Here is a 19,218-nt window from a genome sequence, read left to right on the forward strand (position 1 = left end):
AACCTATACGTCAATCCATCAAGCCATAGAACTTTTCTATAACAAAACAGCACCCCGGAAACCTTCTGTCAGTGCATCTGCAAAATCCGAGGTCACTGCACAGTCTTCTTTGGTCGCTATTATGCTAATCTGCATCGACACCCCAGCTACCTCTGGAACATGGACACGGAACAGTTTCTGATCTTTTACTTCACGGTTCACACAGACATCCGGCAAAAAGGCAATACCCGCTGCTTCCAATACCAGCTTTTTGGCCGTGACCACATTGTCTACCTGAAAAGCAATGTCCGGTGGCTGCTCCAGTGATTCAAAAGCGCGATGAATTCTCATCCAATCTAGTGATCCGCATTCGAAAAACACCAGTGTTTCACGTTGAATATCCTGTATGCTGGCCTTTCCTGTCTTCATAAACGGATGGCCGTCGTATACATACAGGGAAATCGGATCTTCATAAAAAGCAAGCGTACGGATAGCCGGATGCATCACTTTACGGACAAAACTAATGTCTACCTCACGGTTCAACAGTTTATGTACCAGTTGATCCGTCGTAGCCGTCACAATTTTGTAGTTAACCTCTGGATAACGGGCACGAAGCTGCTTTAATATTTCAGGAATGATGTAGTTCGACACCAATATCGTGCAACCAATTCGAATTTGCTGAGGGGCTTTCTTACGCTGTTGGAGCTTTTGTTTCCCTTTTTGCAGCACCTGAAGCATCTGCTCCGCATAAGGAAGAAACTTTCGTCCATCCTCCGTCAGAACCGTTTGCTTGCTTTGGCGGTCGAACAACTTGCATTCTAGCTCGCGCTCTAGCGTCTGAATCCGGGCTGTAACAGAGGGCTGGGACAAGAACAAGGCTTCTGCAGCCTTATTAAAGCTCCCATAATGATTCACGTATACAAAGGCTTCCATATTCTCGATATTCATACGCAAGTCCCCCAGTAAGTTTTATATACATTTATCCAATAAGTTAACTTGGTTTTTTGTATCATAAAACTCACTGAACGACCTGTCAATGGAAATATTGAAAATATTTATAATTTTAATAGCTCATTTAGTTCTTTAACAGAACGTTCCAACCGTGCAACCAATTCTTCCGACAACCCGTATGCTCCATCTGGCAGACGTTCGACCCACTGATCCACTGCATACACCCCGCCAAGAATATGTCTTCCGCCCAGTGCATTAATAACCGGCTTCAAGGCATAGTCAATGACCAGCAGGTGAGCCAGTGTACCTCCGATAAATAAAGGCAAGACTGGTTTCCCTCTTAGCCCCTCCTGCGGAACCAAATCCAGGAATATTTTCAATAGCCCTGAATAGGACGCCTTATAGACTGGAGAAGCCACAATAACGGCATCCGCTGCTGCAATCAATGCAAGTGATGCTGTGACGTCGGGGCTGTTAAAGTTAGCTGTGACCAGATCCTCCGCTGGCAAGTCGACCACATTCAGTAATGTGACCTCCGCTCCAGCCTGCTGCAACTGCTCCGTTGTATAGTTAATCAAGCCGTATAAACGGGATTGTGTAGACGGACTGCCTGATAGGATGACAACCTTGGACATATTTTTCCCTCCTTCTGTTATGCGTCAACCTTCACTTTGGATCTGGCTGCTGTATAGCGGTTCTCAGGAATAGGCACGCCCAGGTTTTCACGTAGTGTGCTAAATTCATAATCCTGACGGTAAATACCGCGTTCCTGCAAAATAGGCACAACCAGATTGACGAAGTCATGCAGACCCGATGGCACATCAGAACCAATAATGAATCCGTCTGCCCCTTTTCTTTCGAACCACTCCTGCACTCGATCCGCTACTTGCTCAGCGGTTCCGATAAAAGAGGTTCTCGGTGTAGCTGAACGCAATGCAACCTCGCGTAAGGTCAAATTTTGTTCCTTGGCTACTCGTTTAATTTTATCTGTACCGCTGCGGAACGCATTGCTGCCAATACCATCAAGCTCAGGGAATGGCTCATCCAGCGGATATTGTGAGAAATCATGATGATCGAAGAAACGTCCCAAATATTTTAACGCAGCCTCAATCGTCACCAGATTCGTGATCTCTTCATACTTACGTTCTGCTTCCTCCGTCGTGCTGCCAATAATCGGCGAAATGCCCGGCAAAATGACAATATCCTCTTCGGATCTACCATAACGTACCGCACGTTCTTTCACATCACGATAAAACTGCTGCGCTTCCTCTAACGTTTCATGTCCTGTAAATACAGCATCCGCTTCCTTGGCGGCCAGGTTTTTGCCATCCTCCGAGGAACCTGCCTGGAAAATAACCGGCTGTCCCTGCTTGGATCGTCCAATGTTCAGCGGACCCTGCACAGAGAAAAACTCGCCTTTATGATTCAATGTATGCAGCTTTTCAGGATCAAAGAATACGCCGGCTTCCTTATCACGAACGAACGCATCCTCTTCCCACGAGTCCCACAGTCCTTTGGTAACCTGTAAATATTCCTCTGCAATTTTATAGCGCTGCGGATGCGACGGGTGCTCGCCTTTACTAAAGTTAAGGGCAGAGCCTTCCAGCGGGGAAGTCACCACATTCCAGCCTGCACGACCTCCGCTTATATGATCAATGGAAGAAAACTGGCGTGCTACCGTGAACGGTTCGCTATAGGAAGTCGACAGTGTGCCGACCAGTCCGATATGCTTCGTCACCCCAGCCAAAGCGGACAAAATCGTAATTGGTTCAAAACGGTTCAGAAAGTGGGGAATGGATTTTTCGTTAATGAACAGGCCATCTGCGATAAATACGAGGTCAAACTTCCCTTCCTCTGCCTTTTGCGCCTGCGTTTTATAAAATTCAAAGTTAACACTCGCATCCGCAGGTACTTCAGGGTGACGCCAAGTCGTCATGCTTCCCCCAACACCGTGAATAATCGCACCAAATTTAATTTGTCTATTCTTAGCCATAACTCTTCCACCTCTCTTGAAAATAATGATTTCCCGTCGGCTTATACCACTTGATTGTAACTTTCCAGCACTTTACCCAACTCTTCCAGATTTGGGTTGAGCAGTGCTTCATATTTGTTATCGCCGCCTACCTCGACGACAGGGACATAACGAATACCATATTTGGTCTCCAGCACGTCACGCAGCGCATCATTTCCGTCCACTTGGATATTTTCATACGGCTGATTTTGGGATTCCAGGTACGATTTGATCTCTCCACAAAAATGACAGCCGGTTTTGCTCCACAATACAACTTTAGGTTTGGACGACATATACATACCTCCGTGAGCTTAATGTTTATAATTCCGATGAATTAAATAAGAATTATATTTATAATGTATCCTCCCCCCTCCTTTCCGTCAATCGTTTGTTCAATAGAGAATGATAATTCATCGATAGAAAATTTTAATTTTATATCGTATTTCATCGCTTATTGGCAGCTTGGTTATTAAAATTTAGGGGAATTGGAGTTTAAATGTGCCTTGACGCGGATATCCTTGGAATAGTAGCGCCCTTGTGGCGAAATGAAATGAGGTTGAGCAAATGCAGGATTGGGCCGAGGTTGCTATACGCACATTAATGGCTGTCGCTATATTATTTTTAATCACCAAAATTCTTGGAAAACGTCAGGTATCCCAGCTTTCCTTGTTCGAATATATAACAGGAATCACGATAGGTAACCTGGCTGCTACCATTCCTATGGAGCGTGAATCCACCTGGTACCTAGGCCTCATAGCCTTGTCAGTATGGGTACTGACAACACTTGGCATTGAATTTTTGCAAATTAAAAGCAAGAAAATCAGAGATATAACAGATGGAAAGACGACAATCCTGATCAAAGACGGCAAAATTTTAGAGGATAATATGAAAAAGGAGCGGCTTACCTTGGATGAACTCATGGAACAGTTGCGGAGCAAAAATGCATTCAAGGTAGCAGACGTAGAATTTGCCATTATGGAGACCAGTGGTGCGATCAACGTGCTGCTGACCAAAGACAAGCAGGCAGTGACGCTTAAAGATCTCAATATGCTGCAGCTGCCGGAGAAGGAACCAACAGCCATTATTATGGATGGACAAGTTATGGAGCAGCAAATGGCATACATGGGAATTACGCAACAATGGCTGGATGCTAAGCTAAAGGAAAAGAGCCTAACGGTCAAAGATGTGTTTTTCGCACAGGTGGACCCACAAGGGGAACTGTACATTGACCAATATAGTGATAATGTACAGCTAAGCAAGGTGCAGGATTCGAATCAAGCCGTGCTGACTTTGCTGGAACAATGCACAACGGAGTTGCAAAAACTCGCATCTGGTTCCAGTGAGCAACAAAGAAAACAGCTATATGAGCAATGCTCACAAAGCTTGAAAGAAGCTATACAGGAGATGCAGCCGGTAAATACATCTAAGTCCTGAGCACATACGCATATGCCATAAGAGTAGAAGCGGAACTAAAAAGGAGCATCCTTCAGCCGTTTATGGCTTTGAAGACGCTCCTTTTTAACTTACTGTGCCGGTGTACATTTCACAGTTGCTGCCTTTCATTACTTTCTGGCGCAGCGGCAGCATAACTGTAAATACCGTTCCTTCTCCCACCTTGCTGGATACAGAGATAGAGCCAGTATGCATCTCTGTTATTTTATAAGCAATGGACAGTCCCAAGCCACTGCCTCCTGCAGTTCGGGCCCGTGACTGGTCTGCTTTATAAAATCGTTCAAAAATGCGCTGCTGATCCTGTTCGTTGATGCCCTGTCCCGTATCCGCAATGCAGATAACCGCCTGATCACCGTTACTTGAAAGAGAAACAGATATGCTTCCACCCTGCGGTGTAAATTTAATGGCATTGTGAAGAAGATTCACCCAAACCTGGCCCATCAGATCCTCGTCTGCGTTGACCTCAACTATATCCACCTCAACAGTCATCTCGATTTTTTTAGCCTCCCATTGCGGTTCGCAGGCGAGAATAAGCGAAATCAGCTGCTTGTCCAGCCGATAAAGGGACGGACGAAACGGATGCCGCTCCGAATCCAGAATCGCCAACTTCATGAGATTATCGCTTAGCTTGGATAGACGAATACACTCCGTCTCGATGATCGTCAAATACCGATCTCGCTGCTCACGATTCAGATTCTCGTCCTTGAGCGCTTTGGCGAATCCGATTATCGAGGTCAGCGGTGAGCCGATTTCATGGGATACGTTCGAAATAAACTCCTCCCGTAGCTTTTCCATAGCCTTCAGATTTGCAGCCATATCATTGATGCTGTCCACCAACTGTACATAAGGATGCGGCCTCCGATGTTTTCCGTTCCGCCCGCCGAGGTCCCAATCCAGGTTAATGTGAAAGTCTCCTTGCGAAATACGTTTTAAAGCATCGATCATTTCGGTAAAAGCGTGCTGTTCTCTAGGCTGGAAGAAACGCCTTACCGTCATACTGATAATACCGAAGAAGAAAAAGCCTAGCGTCGTATTCATAAGAAAGACGAACAAACCATGGGGAGCCCATGACATGTGCGAATAGATCGCCTCCATAATAAAGTACGCGGTAGCCCAGCTAAGATATAGCACCAATACTACCAGCAGGACTCTCGCAAGAATATGGAGTAACCCCGGTTCCCTCTTCATTGCCGTACCTCCAGCCGATAACCCAATCCCCGGATCGTACTGATCCGGAAGGAGTGGCTTGCCTCCGGAAATCGTTCCCGAAGGCGTTTGATATGGACATCAACCGTTCTTTCGTCTCCCTCATAATCATAACCCCAGATCTGTTCGATCAGCTGGTCGCGGGTAAAGGTTTTGCCAGGATAGCTGGCCAGCTTGAAGAGCAGCTCAAATTCTTTGAGCGGCAGGGTAATCTCCTTCTCTCCAGCCCGACACTCAAATGTATCGCTGCGCAGGACAAGATCTCCGACAGTTACTGATTTTGAAGCCATGATACAATAACGTTTTAATAAAGCCTTCACACGTGCGACAAGCACCATGGGGTCGAATGGCTTGACAAGATAGTCGTCCGTTCCGAGCGCGAAACCTTTCACGATCTGTGACGTCTCGCCTTTAGCTGTAAGCATAAGCAGCGGCAGGTCGGTTTGCTCTCGCAGCTTACGACACAGCTCCCAACCATCCATTCCCGGCATCATGATATCAAGAACAAGCAAATCGACCTTGATTTGATCAAAAATGCGCATCGCGTCCAAACCATCCACCGCCTCGACTACCTCCAGACCTTCCATTCTCAAAAAGTGTCCGACCAGTTCACGAATATGCGGATCATCATCAACGACCAATACACGCGTCATTTCAATCCCCCCCTAACTAACTCTGCCTTAAATCTCTCGTCCTCGTCAAGAAGACTGCCATCTTATGCTTTACGCATATAAGCACGCACCGTAAGCGGCGCGAAGATCGCTACAATGACTGTAGCGCCAAGTAGGGAGATCGCCAGTTCCCCGCCAATCGTTCCCGTATTCGCAAGCTCTCTGACTGCGTTCACAAGATGTGAAATCGGGTTGGCGTTCACAAACCACTGCAGCCAACCAGGCATTGTGCCGACAGGCACAAATGCGTTGGAAACAAAAGTGAGCGGAAACAGAACAATCATGGAGATGCCCTGTACACTAGAAGCAGTGCGGGCAATCACGCCAAAGAAGGCAAAAATCCAGCTGACTGCCCAGGAACACACAATGACCAGAAGCGCGGCGATAGCTACACTCAGCAGTCCTCCCCCTGGCTGATACCCCAAAATATACCCCATGGCGAAGGTAAGTACAGTTGCAATAGTATACCGGATACTGTCAGCTAGAAGAGCTCCAGCCAAAGGCGCAATACGTGCGATTGGGAGTGACTTGAACCTGTCGAACACTCCTTTGTCCATATCCTCACGTAGTTGGACGCCGGTAACGACGGAGGTCGAGATCACAGTCTGCACGAGGATGCCTGGAATAATAACCGGCAAATAATGCTGCACGTCTCCTGAGATGGCGCCGCCAAAGATATAGGTAAACATAAGGGTAAAAATGATCGGCTGGAGCGTGACATCAAACAATTGCTCGGGAGTATGCCGGATCTTCAGAATGCCTCGGTAGGCCATCGTCATAGAATTGGAGAACGCTTGCCTGAAACTCACAGACTTCTTCAATGTGCGATCAGTACCTGTCATAACAGTAGTACTCTTCATGCTCTCGCCCCCTCCATAGCATGCGCTCCTTGGGACGTCTGCTGCTTGTTTACTTGTGCTCCATGACCAGTGATGGACAAAAACACCTCGTCAAGCGTCGGCTTTTGCACACTCATCTCTGCTAGGCGAATCTCTCCAGTACGGAGGGCAATCAGCAGGTCCGTTACCCGATCTGCATTGGCCATCGGAGAAATAATCTTTCCAGCTTCCATTGACACGCTGGACTTGACTGAAAGCACCTGTTCAACGATCTGAACAGCTCTCTCAATGTCCTGTTGATTTTGCACTTTGAGTTGCAGAGTCGACGCTCCTACTGCCGCTTTCAGTTCATCCACCGTACCCTCAGCGACTACCCGACCATGATCGATCACCGCGATTCGGTCAGCAAGTTGATCCGCCTCGTCGAGGTACTGGGTTGTGAGCAGTACGGTGGAACCGGTCTTGACCAGACGCCGGATCGTGTCCCACATCTGGACACGCGTGCGCGGGTCTAATCCGGTGGTCGGCTCATCCAAGAAGATTAGCGGCGGCTTGGCAATGAGACTTGCGGCCAAATCCAGCCGGCGGCGCATACCTCCCGAGAAATGCTTTAGCGGTCGTTTGGCCGCTTCGGCCAAGCCAAATTCCTCCAGCAGCTCCGCTGCCTTATGACGCGCCTCGGCACGTCCCAGTCCAAGTAGCCTGGAGAAGATGATCAGGTTCTCGGTAGCGCTAAGCGACTCATCGACCGATGCGTACTGGCCTGTCACCCCGATCAATTGACGCACAACCTGCGGTTCCTTTACTGCATCGTGCCCGAAGATACGGGCCGATCCCCTATCAGGTCGCAATAATGTTGACAGCATTCGGATGGTAGTCGTTTTGCCTGCTCCATTAGGACCGAGCACCCCGTAGATCGTGCCAGCACGTACATTCAAATCGACACCGTCAACTGCATGCTTATCACCAAAAGCTTTAACGAGTCCCCTTGCTTCAATGGCCAAGGTCTCTTTTCTGTCTGTATAATCCACATTCATATCCTCCTATACGGTTTCTATAGAGAGGATAACCCACGTTTATGAACTGAATATGAATAGAACCGTTTACGGTTTCCAAAATTGATGATAATTTCTTTCTGACAGAGAAGCCAAAGAAGTCCCTATATGGGACTTCTTTGGCTTCATCTCATGGATGTCCTTTTAATGAATAATGGAAAACCTTTATTTCAAGATTCGGCTTCATGCTAAGCACTAACTTGGATATTGAACCTATTTACACTGTAAAAAAATAATCTCGTTCTACCTTGCTCACTCTTAAACCAAATGTTTTATACCACTCGGATTTCCCTTTTTCCTGCGCTACCTTGTGCAGCTCGTTATGTTTCCAATTTTTTATAGCGTCCAGAGACTCCCAATAGGAAACTGTAATGCCTACTCCATTGTGGTCACGAACACTTTCCACACCTAGAAAACCTGGCTGTTGGGCAGCCAGTTCCACCATTTTGTCTCCCATTACTCCGTACCCGCTATCTCCTTCCGTACGTTCAGAAGTAAAGATAGCCGCATAATAGGGCGGACGAGGAGTTTTAGCAATTGAATTCATATGACCCTCCTAAAACAAAATTAAATAACCTTTCTTTAATTTGATTATAATCATAAATATTAAATAAAAAAAATGAATATATCAGATATGATACATGAATATATTTCATAAAAAATAGGAGTGAACACGAATTTGTTTAAATATAAAATTTTTCTTTGCGTAGTTGAAATGGGAGGTTTCACAAAGGCCGGGGAAGTTTTAAATCTTACACAATCAGCAATCAGCCATGCGATCTCTGGATTGGAACATGAACTAGGGCTGACTCTTCTGATCCGAGGTCGTTCAGGCATCCGATTGACCAATAACGGGGAAAGATTAATGAAGCGATTTAGAGAGATTGTACAAATGGACGAAAAGCTCTACCAAGAGGTAGCTTTAATTAAAGGATTGGAAATCGGAACCGTAAAGATCGGCACATTTTCAAGCGTCTCTATTCATTGGCTGCCCCGTATTCTAAAAAAATTCAATGAGCAGTTTCCTCTTATTGAGATAAAACTGCTCGATGGGAACTACCATGAAATTGAGAGCTGGATAGTCAGTGGGGAAGCTGATTTCGGCTTTGTGAACCTACCCACGTTAGACGCATTAGAGGCATTGCCATTAAAAGAAGAAAGCATGCTTTGTCTACTTTCCTTCCGATCATATTCTTGGAAAGCAAGCCTCAATTCGAGTAGAACAGCTCAGAGATGAGCCTTTCATTATGCCTGTTGCAGGCTGTGACACGGATGTAAGAAATATTTTTTCACAGCATAATATGTCACCTAAAATCAAATATGAATTAGAAGATGACCATGCGATTATGGCTATGGTGCAGAATGGCCTAGGCGTGAGTATTCTTCCTGAAATGATCCTGTCTCACATTCCTTACGACATCTCTATTCGACCTTTGGACGAAAGGCATTCCCGTACTATCGGTATCGCTACCGCTTCCTTAAAAAATGTTTCTCCAGCCGCTAAAAAATGTATGGACTTTATTACTGAATGGATCAACTAGCTTCATCATGTCGGCCAAGGAAGCGGATTCTCAAAACTGGACCAGTCCATATCCATTTCGTTATCGTTCAGTAGGCATTCATCTAGCTCTTCTTCCAAGTCCGGTCGATTCATTCCGATTCCTATCATGACGATTTCGTTCATGCGGTCGCCCCATTGTTCATCCCAATGGTCCAGAGCCTCAGGATCGGCTGCCACGATCTCCTGCCGTTCTTCTTCAGATAACGAAGCAAGCCAGCTTCCCGCAGGGCCAAATTGAATAGATGGTCCTGCCTGGCTAATACTCGCTGCCCAATCCTGCGGGGTTGCAATCCAGGCCAAACCTTTGGCGCGAACGACCTCCTCCGGCCAGTAGCTCATAAATTCAGCCAATCTCGCAGGATGAAATGGTCTTCTACGGCGATATACAAAGGAATTGATCCCATATTCGTCTGTTTCCGGTGTATGGCTTTCAAGCTCCAGCTCCCGAATCCATCCAGCGGATTGACTAGCTTTGTCAAAATTGAACAGCCCTGTATTCAAAATGTCCGAAGGAGCGACCTTTCCCTTAGAAGTTCGAATGATTCGGGCTTCAGGCTGTAATCTCCGCAGCACACCCTCCAGCTTGTCTAGCTCCACAGGCTGAACCAGATCGCACTTATTCAAAATCAATACATCACAGGCTTCAATCTGGTCAATCAGCAAGTCCGAGATATCACGCGTGTCGTCTTCACCAGTAGCCTGCCTACGATCCAGTAGCGTTTCTCCTGATTCAAAATCATGCCAGAAACGGTTCGCATCAACAACGGTCACCATGCAATCCAGTTTTGCCAGCGAAGCCAAATCAATTCCAGTTCCTTCATCGGCGTACGTAAAGGTTTGAGCAATTGGCACAGGTTCACTGATGCCTGTAGATTCGATTAAAATATAATCAAACTCGCCTTGTTCCGTCAGCTTCTTGACCTCCAGTAATAAATCTTCACGCAATGTGCAGCAAATACAACCATTAGACAACTGGACCAGTTTTTCTTCTGTTCTGGACAAGCCGCCCTCTTTTTTAACCAGCTCGGCATCTATATTCACTTCACTCATGTCATTGACGATGACTGCCACTTTCATTCCGTCCCGATTGTTTAATACATGATTCAAAATCGTTGTTTTTCCTGCACCCAAATATCCGCTCAACACGGTTACCGGTATTGGTTTCTTATTCATCGCTGGTACGCTCCCTTGAATATTAGCTTTTCATTTTTTAAATCGTAATAATTACTATTAACATCAACTTTCAGTAATATACAGCATCCCTTTTGCCTTGTCAACTGTGAAGAGACTCTTGAAATGAATGATCTATCCATTAGGTAATCGTAAAATGATGGAAGCCTGTGCGGGACGACTGATGCCTATCAATGTGTGCTCGGGATGACATTGGCCAGCTTCCCCTTCTGGTTATTGCTTTCGTTATATGGAGTTTTCAGCGCGGAAATGCCAAGTAAGGAAAAGACGGTACAGTTCGCCTTGGTGGCTGTGTTTTCAGGGGTGATCCACTCAGCAAATAATATCTAAAAAAATAGATCCCGTTTAGCGTATATTTATTCTTGCCATGGTCGTTCAAGTGTGGATCAGGCATCAGAAAAAAAGCAGCAGATCAAAGAGGAAGCTCCTGATCTGCTGCTTTTTGCCGATTATTTCTCACAAAGAATGATGCTTTATGACGAGTACGAAGTATGATTACCAAGCGTAGGCTTCTGGGGCAGGTTTTCCCGGACCGGGGAAAATCTCATTCAGCTTGGCAAGCACATCTTCGCTCAATTTGACCTCAGGTACCCGTAGAGCATCCTCTAACTGTTCTAAGGTCCGTGGTCCGATAATCGGAGCCGTTACGGCCGGATGGGACAGTACCCAAGCCAATGCAATCACGTCTTCCTTTTCACCCAGATCGCGGGACAATGCTGCAAATTGCTCCAGCTTCGCACGATTCTGCTCCACCTTTTCTTTGGCGCGTGCGCTGCGAGAACCAGTACCTGCTAACGCATTCCGTCCCAGCAGTCCGCCCGCCAGCGGGCTCCATGGAATCACACCCAGACCCAGCTCCTGAGCTGCCGGTAATACTTCAAGCTCAGCGGAACGTTCGTTCAGGTTATACAAATGCTGCTCGGATACAAGCCCCAGAAAACGTCGTGCCTTCGCTTCGGCCTGCGCCACCGCAATATGCCAGCCTGCAAAATTACTAGAACCGATATAATCAACCTGTCCGCGATCCACCACGGACTCGAATACGCCCCATAGTTCATCCCATGACACATTACGGTCAATGTGATGCATTTGATATAGCTCTACATGGTCGGTTTGAAGACGTTTCAGCGACGCGTCCAAATGACGGCGAATTTTGTAAGCAGACAAGCCTGATCCTGCATTGGGTCCGTCATGTTCATTTTTCATATCTCCGTATACCTTCGTTGCCAACACGACTTTCTCGCGTCTTCCGCCGCCCTGCTGGAACCAACGTCCGATAATTTCCTCTGTCCAACCTTTACGATCATGGCCATATACATTAGCTGTATCAAAAAAGTTAATGCCTGCATCCAGTGCGGCATCCATAATTTTAAACGCATCCTTTTCTTCGGTTTCCGGTCCGAAATTCATCGTGCCCAGACATAACCGACTAACCTTCAAGCCTGACTTTCCTAAGTATGAATACTCCATACTATCTCCCGCCTTTGCTTAAGGATTTTAAAATTCCGCAAAATGACATGCCAAAAAAGACCATACTTCGTTTATTCACCAAATCAAATTCCTTTGAAACACCTCAAAATCAATTTAAAGGGATAGCGCATGCAAAAAAGCCCCACGCACCGCCGAAGCAGCAAGCGCGAGGCCATCTCCCCTTATACTACCCGCCAAATATTAAAAGAAGTGACTTTACGATGGTTACCAGCGGAGCGGAGAATTTGAATCTGGAGAAGCGAAGCGTTCGCCTTTGCCACGGGATTCTTACCTTTTCATGTCTATCTAATCCAAAGAATCCCGTGGCAACAGCGATAGTAAGATCAAACCCTTCGCGGAGCGGCTCACTTCAACCACCGTAACTCATTCTTTTTTTTACAATCAAGGAATCAATTTCGTTTCTTTTGCTCGCTCGGCCATTTTTTTCGTATGCTTGCTGAGCGGCTTCTTAAACACCAATCCAAACAGGAAGCAAACACCGATAAATACAAACAGCATCACCACATCCCGTGTCACCGTTGAAAGCAACATCCCCCCTACTGTCTCTCGTAACAGACTAACCGCATAGGTGAATGGTACAAACGGATTCAGCGCCTGAAAGAACGGTGTACTCGTCGCAATCGGGAATGTCCCTCCTGAACTGGAGAATTGAAGCACCAGTAGGATGACTGCCAGTCCCTTGCCGATATTGCCGAACACAGAAACTAGTGTATAGGTCATCGCCGTAAACACCAGACTGATCAGCATAGAGGACAGTACAAAAGCTACTTTGGCATCCACATACGCCCCGAGCAGGAACAAGTCACCGAGAGATACGCTCAGCGCCTGAAAAATACCAATCGTGGAGAATGTCATAAGCCGTCCGAAATACACTTGGTAACTTTTAAATTGTCCTTCCGGGTCATCCACATCTACCCTAAACATCGAGACCAGTAGCATCGCACCCACCCAAATCGACAATGTAGTGTAAAAAGGTGACATCGCCGAACCATAGTTGGGGATTGGGTATATCCGTTCCTGCTTCAACGATACCGGACTGCCGAGAAAATCACTTTCCTTTTTCACATCCCCCTTGAGCAATGCAATAGCGCGTCCGAGCGCATTTTCGCCCTTAAGCTTGCGAATTGTGTCTGCAGCCTGGCGTATGGAATCCTCGGCAGCTGGAAGATCGGTCCTTACAAAATTGGCTACTTGGTGTACCGCTTTTTCAGCTTCAGGAAATTTATTTTCAATTAAATCAGCCATTTTGACAAACTGTTGTTCCGCTTTGGGCAAATCATTACGCACAAAATCTGCTGCCTGATGAATTTTATTTTTAACCGCCGGCAAATCGTTATTTACGAAGTCTGCCGCTTTGTTCACAGCATTCGTAAACTCGCCCATACGTCCCTGAATCGTCGTCGCCGCTTCATGCAGTTTTTGACGGTATTGTGGCAGATCCTGCTGGAGACGTGTTAGCTCTTGCTGACCGAATTCTGCTGCAGCCTGTGCGTCATTCAATAGCTTTTCAATATTCGGTAGCTGCTCTTGAGCTGTAGTCAGCACATTGGCAGAATTGCGGGCAACGGATTTGATCTGATCCAGCGCCTTTTGAATGGCGGGTGCATACTCCGTATCATAATTGCCCAAAATGCTGTCAATTTCGCTACTGATTTCTCCTGCCAGGCGATCAGTGTCATCCAGCAGATTTTGCGCAGGCTTTTCACCGCGCTGAATGGCATCCCCGATGCTAGTTACTGTGCTATTCAGACGACGGAAACGATCCTCCACCCCGCTCACACGGGAAATAAGTGAATCCAGAGGTTGACTTGGCAAGTATCCGTTCACACGGTTCAGCAATTGAGAAATATGATCCAGCACCCCCACGGCAGTTGTCAGCCTACCGCTGACACGATTCACCGCAGCTTGTGCTGCTTTAGGATCAAAATCCACACCACGAATGATGTCTGTAATCTGAGAAACTTCATTCGCGATTTGTTGTACCAGCTGTAAGTCTTCTTTAACTACTGTACCAATCGAATCAAGCGCACCCTCATTTTTGTCCAGAAATTCAAGTAAACCGGTTGTAAAGTCTTTGCCTGTGTCCGCTATTTTCTGTACTTCTGGCAGTGCCTTCTGGGCAGCATTAATAACTTTAAGAGCCGTTTGCGTGTCCTCTAGGGCGGTGGCCAGTGCGCTTTCTACCTTGCTGAAATTTTGATCCAGTTCAACAATTCGATTACCGGCCTTTTGAATATCAGGTAGTCTTTTTTGGATATCCAAAATAACAGTGGCTACCTTGTCCAGCTCAGGCATGTTTTTGTCAATTTTGAGCACCAGGTCACCGGCACGGTTAATTTCAGGAATTTTCTCCTTCAATGCAATGATCTTTTGTCCCTGTGCCTTTATTTTCGGCAAATTTTGCTCCAGTTCCAATGCCTGTTTGCCCAACCTTTCGATATCCGGCAATCGATTATTCAGCTCCAACACCCGGTTCTCAATGTTACGAATCGTCGGGAGCTCCTCCTCCAACTTGACTCCGGCTTCCTTCAACTTCGTCAATACTGCCTGGCTGGCAGTTTCAATAAAGTTTTGGCTAATTTGGTTTGTCAGAGAGGTTGCCCCCGAAGATGTAATTTTCGGAGCTACTGCATTAATTTTTTCATTTACGGCGTAATCAATTTCCGGCTTTTGCGGATTTTCCGTCAGCACACTTGTAATTTTCTCTGAAAAATCTTTCGGGATCAGCAGGCTGGCATAATAATCACCATTCAACACACCTTTTCGTGCTTTCGCTTCATTGACAAAAGTCCAACCCAGCTTCTTGTTATTTTGAAGGTTATGCAAAACCTCATCGCCGATATTAATCTTTTTACCATTCACTTCTGCACCCTGATCTTGGCTGGTTACTGCAATTTTAATCCCAGATGTATTCGCATACGGATCCCACATCGCTTTCAAATTCACCCATGCATAGACGGAAGGCAAAAGAATGATGCCAATGACTAATAAAGTCCCGGTCGATACTTTGAATACATTTCTCCAGTCTGTTAAGTAGATTTGCCATATCTTCCGCAACTTCATCACTCCTCGTATGTACATTAACCTGTCGTCCATTGTTGTATGCACACGTATTGTAAACGATTCGAGCGAATGAAGCCAATCCTGTTACAAAATATGTAAAAAGCGTATGACACTTATAGAGATCATACGCTTTTCAATAAAATCAATCTGCTTAAATTTGAACTCCTTCGCGGGCATAGCCAAAGTACCGTTTACCGTCCAAGCGTCAAAAGAGGTGTCTGCACTTGTAAACTCTATCGTTTGTTTCCCCGCTAATGTGTTCAGCACATCTGTTAAATGCTTAGTGGTGGTTGGGTCCAAGTTAACAGAAGTTTGTGCGTTTTGAGCTATGGCAGCGGTGGGCTGCTGTGCCCATGCAACTGGAACTGGAACTGGAGCCGTTCCCAAAAGCATGGATATTGCCGCAACTGTTGCAGTGACAGAACTCCATTTTTTCAAGGGTCGATTCCTCCTGACATCTCAATTGAGATTTTTGTCCTAACTCAAAGAAGCCCCTTAGGCCTAATTTATAGGCTCAAGGAGCTTCTTTCTTATGCATAGTTATCCATTCTTCAGCAGTCTGGCCGCCGAAAATGCTGCACCATGACGCAACTTCCGCTTTTCCAACCGTTTGTGCAGCGAACGATTATACAGAACCTGTATGACAAAATACGAGATAATGCCCAGCACCACACCGAAAATCGACATGCCGATCAGGATGTGCAAGCCTCCGTGCAGCAAGTCTCTGAATACAGACCAGTTGCCGTGAAACAGCTCCATAAAAGAATGCTCGTGAAGTCGTCCACCCCTGACATGTACCGGATAATGAGTTGGATAAATCCAAGCTCCCACTTGCTTGGCGAATGGCATCAGTACAATTGGCAAAAAGGTCAGCTTACCTACAACGTTACCCACAATGGCCGCAGGCAGCGAGCCGCCAGAGAGACGAACAATCGGATAAAAAACAAGGTATACCAGAGAAGCCGTGGAAATCACGATCATCTCCAACGCAAAGCCAATGGCGAAGCCCAAAGAAATCTTTTTAACTCCACCAGGGGCGCGCAACAGCTTGATGAAATTCAGCCGAATCGCACGCCATATATTTTGAAACATATTATACTTCTTCTTCGATTTATGAGGTTTGAGCCTTTTCGGATTGAGCTTTATCAATAGGAGGACTCCTTCAACAGTACTATTCAAGTTCAGGAATGAGTCAATACAGCTCCCATCCTTACTTATGTCTATACTGTCATTATAACCCTCAGCGTTCGAAAAGCAATGTTATTCCGCCTGTTTCGCCGTTTTAGGACAGAATTCGCTTGTTGACATCGTTTTGGAGAGGTACAATGTCCCAAATCTCAGCCGCGTACTGCTGAATCGTACAATCACTAGAAAATTTCCCAGAATGGGCCATATTCACAATAGCACGCCGAGTCCACTCCGAGGGATTCCGATACACTTGTTCAATGTGAACCTGTGTATCCACATAGGATGCGAAGTCCTTGAGCACAAAGTATTCATCATTATGATCAATCAGGGATTGATAAATGGCCTCAAATTCCCGTTCATGCCGCGTAAAAGGAGCATCGTTCACGAGTTGATCCAACACTTCACGCAGTCTTTCGTCACTGTTGGCTGTTTTGCGCGCCGAATACTGGCCGTCTCGGTAATATGCCTCGATCTGATCCACCTTCAATCCAAAAATGAACATGTTGGCATCGCCTACCATTTCATGCATTTCAACATTGGCTCCGTCCAATGTACCTATTGTGAGCGCACCGTTCATCATAAATTTCATGTTCCCTGTGCCTGAGGCTTCCTTGCCTGCCGTGGAAATCTGCTCACTGACATCCGCCGCAGGAATAATCAGCTCCGCTAGCGAGACCGAATAATTTTCAAGGAAAACGACTTTCAGCTTGTCCTTGACATCTACATCCCGATTGATCGTGTCCGCCACGTTGTTAATGAGCTTGATCGTCTGTTTGGCGAGAAAATAACCGGGGGCGGCTTTGGCTCCAAAAACAAACGTGCGTGGCGTCACATCCAGGCCAGGATTACTTTTAAGCTGACTGTATAAATGCATCACATGCAAAATGTTGAGCAGCTGTCGCTTATAACCATGCAACCGTTTGACCTGTACATCAAAAATGGAGGACGTATCCAGCCGCACGCCCTGTTTTGCAAAAACATGCTCAGCGAGCCTGACTTTATTATTTCGCTTAATCGCCTGTATCCGTTCTTTGAACGACTCGTCCCCACTGTAACGAAGCAGGTCGATGAGCTCCCTTGGACGGGTCCTCCAACGTGTACCGATGGTCTCATCGTACAAGCTTGCCAGCTCCGGGTTGGCATGTATTAGCCAGCGACGATGGGCAATCCCGTTTGTTTTATTATTAAAACGGTCAGGGTACAGCTCGTGAAACGACTTCATCTCTCGTTCCTTTAATATTTGCGTATGCAGCGCAGCTACCCCATTAACGCTGTAGCTGCCGACGATTGCCAAGTGAGCCATACGGATTTGTTCACCGTGAATAATCGCCATTTCACCAATTTTGATGTCCTGACCCGGGTAACGCTCCAGTAGCATAGCGCAATAACGTTTGTTCATTTCTTCAATGATCAAGGAAATACGAGGAAGTAGCTCTCGTACCATATTGACAGGCCATTGTTCCAGCGCCTCACTTAATATCGTATGATTTGTATATGAAACGGTTCGCGTCGTAATATCCCATGCATCGTCCCAGCCCAAGCCCTTCACGTCTATCAGAATACGCATCAGTTCCGGTATAACCAGCGTCGGATGTGTATCGTTAATGTGCAGTGCTATTTTATCGGGCAACTGGCTATAAGGTAAACGAAGCTTCTCGAACGTACGCAAAATACTTTGCAATCCGGCCGAGCACAGGAAATACTGCTGCTTCAAGCGAAGCAGCTTTCCCTCATAATTGGAGTCATCCGGATATAGAAATGCCGAGATGGATTCCACCGATCGATTGTAGTCGAGAAAGCGGTAATAACCGCCCTCGCCTCGAATCGGTCCTCGAACGGGATCAAGCGCTGATTCCGCACTCCAAATCCGCAGCGTATTCACCTGCGCTTGACCATAGCCCACCAGCGGAATATCGTAAGGGACAGCCCAGACTGTTTCGGCATCCTGTGTCTCGAATACAAGACGTCCCTCCTGTTCACGGGTTTCCACTCTTCCCCAAAAATGAACCTCGACCTTTTTGTCAGGACGGCGTTCCTCCCAGACATTCCCTTTCTGTAGCCAGTAATCCGGCAGTTCAACCTGATTTCCATCCACAATACGCTGTTCAAACAGACCATATTTATATCGGATGCCGCAGCCATGTCCTGCATAGCCAAGGGATGCCAGCGAGTCCATGAAGCAAGCCGCCAGACGGCCGAGACCACCATTGCCTAGCCCCGCGTCCGCCTCCTGTTCTTCGATTTCCTCCAGATCCCAGCCCAGTTCACCCAATGCCTGCCGAACCATATCCAGTACGCCCAAATTCAGCAGATTACTGCCCAGTAGACGACCTATCAAAAATTCCAGTGAAAAATAATAAATCTGCTTCTCTTGTCCTTCTTTGTAGGCTTGGTTCGTTTCTGCCCAATTCTTGCCGACTTGTTCACGAATCATGCCACCCAAAACCTTATATACGTCTTCCGACTGAGCCTCCTGCATCGGTTTGCCCAGCCTTCCGACCAGTTGCTCTCGAAAAGCCTGCTTAAAAGCTTCTTTATTGCTGAACAAAGTTGTACCTCC

Annotated in this window: 16 protein-coding genes and 2 pseudogenes; 3 read left to right on the top strand and 15 right to left on the bottom strand. The window is 46.5% G+C overall.

Translation table 11 applies throughout. The annotated features are described in order from the left end of the window. Window positions 1-36: 36 nt before the first annotated feature. From ACL9RM_RS22090 to ACL9RM_RS22105, 4 genes are all read right to left on the bottom strand, one after another. Window positions 37-927 (bottom strand): LysR family transcriptional regulator, encoded by an 891-nt coding sequence (locus tag ACL9RM_RS22090; protein ID WP_250268166.1) that lies wholly within the window; start codon window positions 925-927, stop codon window positions 37-39. 107 nt (window positions 928-1,034) lie between these two features. Beyond that, window positions 1,035-1,565, bottom strand: coding sequence for an NADPH-dependent FMN reductase (gene ssuE, locus ACL9RM_RS22095; protein ID WP_029519116.1), 531 nt, complete (start codon window positions 1,563-1,565; stop codon window positions 1,035-1,037). 17 nt (window positions 1,566-1,582) lie between these two features. After that, window positions 1,583-2,923: an LLM class flavin-dependent oxidoreductase gene (locus tag ACL9RM_RS22100; RefSeq protein ID WP_013310067.1), complete on the bottom strand. Its 1,341-nt coding sequence runs from the start codon at window positions 2,921-2,923 to the stop codon at window positions 1,583-1,585. A gap of 41 nt (window positions 2,924-2,964) precedes the next feature. After that, complete coding sequence (locus ACL9RM_RS22105) at window positions 2,965-3,234, bottom strand: glutaredoxin family protein (protein ID WP_013310066.1); 270 nt, start codon at window positions 3,232-3,234, stop codon at window positions 2,965-2,967. A 271-nt stretch (window positions 3,235-3,505) separates the two neighbouring features. Between ACL9RM_RS22105 and ACL9RM_RS22110 the strand changes: the two genes are divergently transcribed. Next, window positions 3,506-4,375: a DUF421 domain-containing protein gene (locus ACL9RM_RS22110; protein WP_069291788.1), complete on the top strand. Its 870-nt coding sequence runs from the start codon at window positions 3,506-3,508 to the stop codon at window positions 4,373-4,375. An 84-nt stretch (window positions 4,376-4,459) separates the two neighbouring features. Here ACL9RM_RS22110 and ACL9RM_RS22115 read toward each other — a convergent pair whose 3' ends face one another. From ACL9RM_RS22115 to ACL9RM_RS22135, 5 genes are all read right to left on the bottom strand, one after another. Continuing rightward, window positions 4,460-5,581 (bottom strand): sensor histidine kinase, encoded by a 1,122-nt coding sequence (locus ACL9RM_RS22115; protein ID WP_250268165.1) that lies wholly within the window; start codon window positions 5,579-5,581, stop codon window positions 4,460-4,462. Then, window positions 5,578-6,252: a response regulator transcription factor gene (locus ACL9RM_RS22120; RefSeq protein ID WP_250268164.1), complete on the bottom strand. Its 675-nt coding sequence runs from the start codon at window positions 6,250-6,252 to the stop codon at window positions 5,578-5,580. The genes ACL9RM_RS22115 and ACL9RM_RS22120 overlap by 4 nt, the downstream gene beginning before the upstream one ends. A gap of 62 nt (window positions 6,253-6,314) precedes the next feature. Then, window positions 6,315-7,130 carry an ABC transporter permease gene (locus ACL9RM_RS22125; protein ID WP_061830363.1) on the bottom strand — a complete coding sequence of 272 codons (816 nt, stop codon included), beginning with the start codon at window positions 7,128-7,130 and terminating at the stop codon, window positions 6,315-6,317. Further along, window positions 7,127-8,146 carry an ATP-binding cassette domain-containing protein gene (locus tag ACL9RM_RS22130; RefSeq protein ID WP_250268163.1) on the bottom strand — a complete coding sequence of 340 codons (1,020 nt, stop codon included), beginning with the start codon at window positions 8,144-8,146 and terminating at the stop codon, window positions 7,127-7,129. Before ACL9RM_RS22130 ends, ACL9RM_RS22125 begins: the two co-directional genes overlap by 4 nt. Window positions 8,147-8,381: 235 nt before the next feature. Then, window positions 8,382-8,711: an antibiotic biosynthesis monooxygenase family protein gene (locus ACL9RM_RS22135; protein WP_250268162.1), complete on the bottom strand. Its 330-nt coding sequence runs from the start codon at window positions 8,709-8,711 to the stop codon at window positions 8,382-8,384. Window positions 8,712-8,879: 168 nt separating this feature from the next. Here ACL9RM_RS22135 and ACL9RM_RS22140 point away from each other — a divergent pair. Continuing rightward, a pseudogene (locus ACL9RM_RS22140) lies at window positions 8,880-9,705 on the top strand (LysR family transcriptional regulator). Window positions 9,706-9,710: 5 nt separating this feature from the next. Here ACL9RM_RS22140 and ACL9RM_RS22145 read toward each other — a convergent pair. Then, the gene (locus tag ACL9RM_RS22145; RefSeq protein ID WP_250268161.1) at window positions 9,711-10,898 is read right to left on the bottom strand and encodes a GTP-binding protein; all 1,188 of its coding nucleotides are present in this window, start codon (window positions 10,896-10,898) and stop codon (window positions 9,711-9,713) included. A 133-nt stretch (window positions 10,899-11,031) separates the two neighbouring features. Between ACL9RM_RS22145 and ACL9RM_RS22150 the strand changes: the two are divergent. Continuing rightward, a pseudogene (locus ACL9RM_RS22150) lies at window positions 11,032-11,225 on the top strand (multidrug resistance efflux transporter family protein); the annotation flags it as partial. Between the two features lie 186 nt (window positions 11,226-11,411). Here ACL9RM_RS22150 and ACL9RM_RS22155 read toward each other — a convergent pair. From ACL9RM_RS22155 to ACL9RM_RS22175, 5 genes are all read right to left on the bottom strand, one after another. After that, a complete protein-coding gene (locus ACL9RM_RS22155) occupies window positions 11,412-12,386 on the bottom strand; it encodes an aldo/keto reductase (RefSeq protein ID WP_165175499.1) in 975 nt (324 codons plus the stop codon). Window positions 12,387-12,788: 402 nt separating this feature from the next. After that, on the bottom strand, window positions 12,789-15,464 hold the full coding sequence (locus ACL9RM_RS22160) for a YhgE/Pip family protein (RefSeq protein ID WP_414126559.1): 2,676 nt from the start codon (window positions 15,462-15,464) through the stop codon (window positions 12,789-12,791). A gap of 90 nt (window positions 15,465-15,554) precedes the next feature. Beyond that, the gene (locus tag ACL9RM_RS22165; protein WP_250268159.1) at window positions 15,555-15,908 is read right to left on the bottom strand and encodes a hypothetical protein; all 354 of its coding nucleotides are present in this window, start codon (window positions 15,906-15,908) and stop codon (window positions 15,555-15,557) included. A gap of 102 nt (window positions 15,909-16,010) precedes the next feature. After that, on the bottom strand, window positions 16,011-16,562 hold the full coding sequence (locus ACL9RM_RS22170; RefSeq protein WP_061830376.1) for a DUF2062 domain-containing protein: 552 nt from the start codon (window positions 16,560-16,562) through the stop codon (window positions 16,011-16,013). 190 nt (window positions 16,563-16,752) lie between these two features. Then, on the bottom strand, window positions 16,753-19,206 hold the full coding sequence (locus ACL9RM_RS22175) for a glycogen/starch/alpha-glucan phosphorylase (protein WP_250268158.1): 2,454 nt from the start codon (window positions 19,204-19,206) through the stop codon (window positions 16,753-16,755). Window positions 19,207-19,218 lie beyond the last annotated feature (12 nt).

The sequence above is a fragment of the Paenibacillus sp. S29 genome, assembly GCF_049319765.1.
Classification (GTDB): Bacteria; Bacillota; Bacilli; order Paenibacillales; family Paenibacillaceae; genus Paenibacillus; species Paenibacillus polymyxa_B.

Coding starts and splice junctions, on each gene's coding strand:
- ACL9RM_RS22105 (WP_013310066.1), bottom strand. CDS start 3,234: ATGTCGTCCAAACCTAAAGTTGTATTGTGGAGCAAAACCGGCTGTCAT.
- ACL9RM_RS22090 (WP_250268166.1), bottom strand. CDS start 927: ATGAATATCGAGAATATGGAAGCCTTTGTATACGTGAATCATTATGGG.
- ACL9RM_RS22125 (WP_061830363.1), bottom strand. CDS start 7,130: ATGAAGAGTACTACTGTTATGACAGGTACTGATCGCACATTGAAGAAG.
- ACL9RM_RS22130 (WP_250268163.1), bottom strand. CDS start 8,146: ATGAATGTGGATTATACAGACAGAAAAGAGACCTTGGCCATTGAAGCA.
- ACL9RM_RS22135 (WP_250268162.1), bottom strand. CDS start 8,711: ATGAATTCAATTGCTAAAACTCCTCGTCCGCCCTATTATGCGGCTATC.
- ACL9RM_RS22155 (WP_165175499.1), bottom strand. CDS start 12,386: ATGGAGTATTCATACTTAGGAAAGTCAGGCTTGAAGGTTAGTCGGTTA.
- ACL9RM_RS22115 (WP_250268165.1), bottom strand. CDS start 5,581: ATGAAGAGGGAACCGGGGTTACTCCATATTCTTGCGAGAGTCCTGCTG.
- ACL9RM_RS22120 (WP_250268164.1), bottom strand. CDS start 6,252: ATGACGCGTGTATTGGTCGTTGATGATGATCCGCATATTCGTGAACTG.
- ACL9RM_RS22100 (WP_013310067.1), bottom strand. CDS start 2,923: ATGGCTAAGAATAGACAAATTAAATTTGGTGCGATTATTCACGGTGTT.
- ACL9RM_RS22170 (WP_061830376.1), bottom strand. CDS start 16,562: ATGTTTCAAAATATATGGCGTGCGATTCGGCTGAATTTCATCAAGCTG.
- ACL9RM_RS22110 (WP_069291788.1), top strand. CDS start 3,506: ATGCAGGATTGGGCCGAGGTTGCTATACGCACATTAATGGCTGTCGCT.
- ssuE (WP_029519116.1), bottom strand. CDS start 1,565: ATGTCCAAGGTTGTCATCCTATCAGGCAGTCCGTCTACACAATCCCGT.
- ACL9RM_RS22145 (WP_250268161.1), bottom strand. CDS start 10,898: ATGAATAAGAAACCAATACCGGTAACCGTGTTGAGCGGATATTTGGGT.